Origin of the sequence: Bradyrhizobium sp., assembly GCF_049581145.1 — a bacterium.
Taxonomy (GTDB): domain Bacteria; phylum Pseudomonadota; class Alphaproteobacteria; order Rhizobiales; family Xanthobacteraceae; genus Bradyrhizobium.
In genome coordinates this window covers 1-3,685 of sequence record NZ_JBAURI010000984.1, presented here as the reverse complement: position 1 = coordinate 3,685, position 3,685 = coordinate 1, and the positions used below count along the sequence as shown (strand labels likewise).

The 3,685-nt window shown below is 63.8% G+C and carries 5 protein-coding genes; all 5 read left to right on the top strand.

Annotated elements, in window-relative coordinates:
* Positions 1–508: ABC transporter substrate-binding protein (locus WCB02_RS32085; RefSeq protein WP_423964567.1), on the top strand; the 508-nt coding region annotated here is incomplete at its 5' end.
* Positions 509–633: 125 nt separating this feature from the next.
* A complete protein-coding gene (gene pxpA, locus WCB02_RS32080) occupies positions 634–1,362 on the top strand; it encodes a 5-oxoprolinase subunit PxpA (RefSeq protein WP_423964564.1) in 729 nt (242 codons plus the stop codon).
* A gap of 53 nt (positions 1,363–1,415) precedes the next feature.
* Positions 1,416–1,658 (top strand): acetyl-CoA carboxylase, encoded by a 243-nt coding sequence (locus WCB02_RS32075; protein WP_423964562.1) that lies wholly within the window; start codon positions 1,416–1,418, stop codon positions 1,656–1,658.
* A 17-nt stretch (positions 1,659–1,675) separates the two neighbouring features.
* Entirely contained in the window at positions 1,676–3,100 is a 1,425-nt protein-coding gene (locus WCB02_RS32070) for an acetyl-CoA carboxylase biotin carboxylase subunit (protein ID WP_423964560.1), read from the top strand.
* A gap of 4 nt (positions 3,101–3,104) precedes the next feature.
* Positions 3,105–3,685: 5-oxoprolinase subunit B family protein (locus WCB02_RS32065; protein WP_423964558.1), on the top strand; the 581-nt coding region annotated here is incomplete at its 3' end.

Below are 3,685 nucleotides of genomic sequence, written 5' to 3'. Positions count from 1 at the left end.
GCTCTGCACGATGATGCCGGGCGCCGTCTCGGCCATCAAGCAGATCCGCGCCGCCGGCATCAAGTCGATGATCCTCAACGGCTCGGGTGTCGATGGCAGCTACTGGCTGAACGCGGTGCCCGATCTGTCGAACTTCTTCGTGCCGGTGCAGGGCTCGGTGTATGGCGACGATCCCAATCCGAAGGTCAATGAGTTCAACACGAAGTACAAGGAGGTGACCGGGGGCGACCCCTCCAGCCAGTACGTCTATCCCGGCTATGTCCTGATCGACGTCTGGGCCAAGGCCGTCGAGCGCGCCAAGTCGATCGAAGCACCCGCCGTGGTGGCCGAGCTCGAGAAGATGAACAACGAGCCGACGCTGTTCGGCCCGCGCACCTTCACGAGCGAGCTCCATCATCAGAACCAGGGGCGCTACCTGATCGTCGATACCGAGCAGGGCAAGCCGAAGGTGATCGACCAGTGGACGATTTCGGAAAAGATCCCGCTCGACTATCTGGTGTCGAAGTAGGTCTGGCAACAGCCGCCCAGGTTCCGGCGGAGCCTGGGCGGTCGCTTCTGAGCGGACTTTTTAAATCTTTAAATCGTTGCGCAGGCTGCGCCGGGTCGCAGCCGCCGATATAAGGACAGCGAGAGATGGTCACTATCAATTGCGACATGGGCGAGGCCTTCGGCCTCTACAAGATGGGCGACGACGAGGCTTTGATGCCTCTGGTCGACGTCGCCAATGTCGCCTGCGGGTTCCACGGCTCCGACTTCAATCACATGCGCAAGACCGTGGGCCTCGCCAGCCAGCATGGCGTCAAGGTCGGCGCTCATCCCTCGCTGCCCGATCTGCAGGGTTTTGGCCGCAGGGAGATGAAGATCGGGCGCGAGGAATTGACCAATTGCCTGCTCTACCAGATCGGCGCCCTGAAGGCGTTTCTGGATGCCGAAGGCATGCCCCTCAACCACATCAAGCCGCATGGCGCGCTCTATGGCATGGCTGCGCGGATGGAAGAGGTCGCCGAAGCGGTGGCGGATGCGGCCGATGTCTACAAGGTGCCGCTGTTCGGCATGAAGGGCACGCTGCACGAAACGGTCTACCGGCGCCGCGGTCATGCCTTCGTCGCCGAATATTATGCCGATCTCGACTACAATCGCGAGGGGGGCCTCATCATCACGCGCGAACATGAAGCCAAGGATCCTACCGATGCGGCCGCGCGCTGCGTGCGGGCCATCAACGAAGGCCAGACCCGCTCGGTGGCAGGGAATGACATTCCCGTCGGGGCCGATTCCATCTGCATCCACTCCGATACGCCGAATGCCGTCGCCATCACCGAGGCGGTTCGCAATGCCGTCGCGCCCTACCTTGCCGCGCGCTGAGACGCGTCAGGCGACAATGACGAAGGCGGAACGATTTAAACGACGAGGAACTCATGGCTATTCAGCAGATCTTTTCGCCGCTGCCGGGCATCTTCTACCGCAAGCCGGCGCCGGACAAGCCGGCCTACAAATCCGACGGTGACGTGATCACCGAGGACGACACGATCGGCCTGATCGAGGTGATGAAGTCGTTCAACGAGGTGAAGGCAGGCGCGGCCGGCAAGATCGTCCGCTTCCTGGCCGAGAATGAGGATGCCCTGATGGCCGGTCAGCCGATTGCCGAGATCGACGTTTGAGGTTTTCAAGACCGGCCATGACGATCCGCAAGCTCCTCATTGCCAATCGCGGCGAGATCGCGGTGCGCATCATTCGCGCGGCGCGCGAGCTCGGCATTGCGACCGTGCAGGCCCACAGCAACGCCGACAAGGAGTCGCTTGCCGTGCAGCTTGCCGACGAGAGCGTCGATATCGGGCCGCCGCAGGCGTCGAAGTCCTATCTCAATCGCGAGGCCATCCTTGCTGCGGCCAAGTCGACCTGCGCCGACGCCATCCATCCGGGCTATGGATTTCTTGCCGAAAACGCCGACTTTGCCGCAGCTGTCGAAGCCGCGGGCCTCGTCTTCGTGGGACCGACCGCCCAGTCCATCCGCCTGATGGGAGACAAGGTCGCCGCCCGCGAAGCCGCGGCCACAGCGGGCGTCCCCACGGTGCCGGGCAGCAACGGCCGATTGGAATCACCGGAGGCGGCCTTCGACCTTGTGAAAACCACCGGCTTTCCCGTCATGATCAAGGCTGCCGCCGGCGGCGGCGGCCGCGGCATCCGCATCGCGCGCTCGGCCGAGGAGTTTCATCATCTGATGCCGCAGGCCCAGGCCGAGGCGCTGGCGGCCTTCGGCGACGGCGGGCTCTATGTCGAGAAGCTGATCGAGGGCGCTCGGCACATCGAGGTCCAGGTGCTGGGCGATGGACGGGATGTCATTCACTGCTTCGAGCGCGAGTGTTCGCTGCAGCGCCGCCGGCAGAAAGTCTGGGAAGAAGCCCCCTCGCTTTCGCTGACATCGGCCATTCGCGAAAAGCTCTGTCTCTCCGCCGTCGCGCTCGCCAAGGCGGTGCACTACCGCGGCGCCGGCACGCTCGAATATCTCTACGACGACCGCAGCCACGAATTCTACTTTCTCGAGATGAACACCCGCATCCAGGTCGAGCATCCCGTCACCGAGATGGTCACCGGCATCGACCTGGTGCGCGAGATGATCCGGATCGCCAGCGGCGAACCGCTGCGCGTCCGGCAGGATCAGGTGCGCGTTACCGGCCATGCGATCGAGGTCCGCATCAACGCCGAGGATCCCTCGAAAGGTTTCGCGCCGAACCCGGGCACCGTCACCTCACTCACCGTGCCCGGCGGCAACGGCGTGCGTTTCGATAGCATGCTCTATGCCGGCTACACCGTGCCGCCGTTCTACGACAGCCTGCTCGGCAAGCTGATCGTCCATGACGAGGATCGCACCAGCGCGATCCGGCGACTCGACCGCGCCCTCGGCGAGCTGGACGTCGAGGGGCTGGCGACGACCAAGCCTCTACACCAGGCGCTCGCCCGCGATCCCGACGTGCAGGCCGGGCGCTTTCATACCGCCTGGCTCGAGCCATGGCTGGCCACGCATGCCGCGAGCCTTGCCGCAGCGTCGGCCGCGCCACCCCCCGCAAAAGAAACCGCTCCCTCAGCAACAGGAGGCCAGTGACCCCATGCAAACCCGATTTTCCTTCGGTGGCGATGAGCACATCTTCGCCGAGGTCGATGAAGCCATGTCGCTCGAGGCGTTCTTCAAGAGCCTCTTCATCACCAACGCGGTGCGCGACGCCAGGATCAAGGGCGTCGCCGAGATCTGCCCGGCCAATGCCTCGTATCAGGTGAAGTTCGATCCCGATGTGATCAAGCCCGATGACATGCTGGCCGAGCTGAAGCGGCTGGATACGGCGGCCGGAAAATCCGAGCCGGTGATCCAGACCCGGATCATCGAAATTCCCGTGTTGTACAACGATCCCTGGACCCACGAGACGCTGATGCGCTTCCGCGAGCGCCATCAGGATCCGAACGGCACCGATCTCGAATACGCCGCCCGCATCAACAATCTCGATGGCGTCGACGCCTTCATCGAAGCGCATTCGAGCGCGCCGTGGTTCGTCTCGATGGTCGGCTTCGTCGCCGGCCTGCCCTTCCTTTACCAGATGGTCGAGCGCCAGCGGCAGCTTCAGGCGCCGAAATATCTGCGCCCGCGCACCGATACGCCCAAGCTCACGGTCGGCCATGGCGGCTGCTTCAGCTG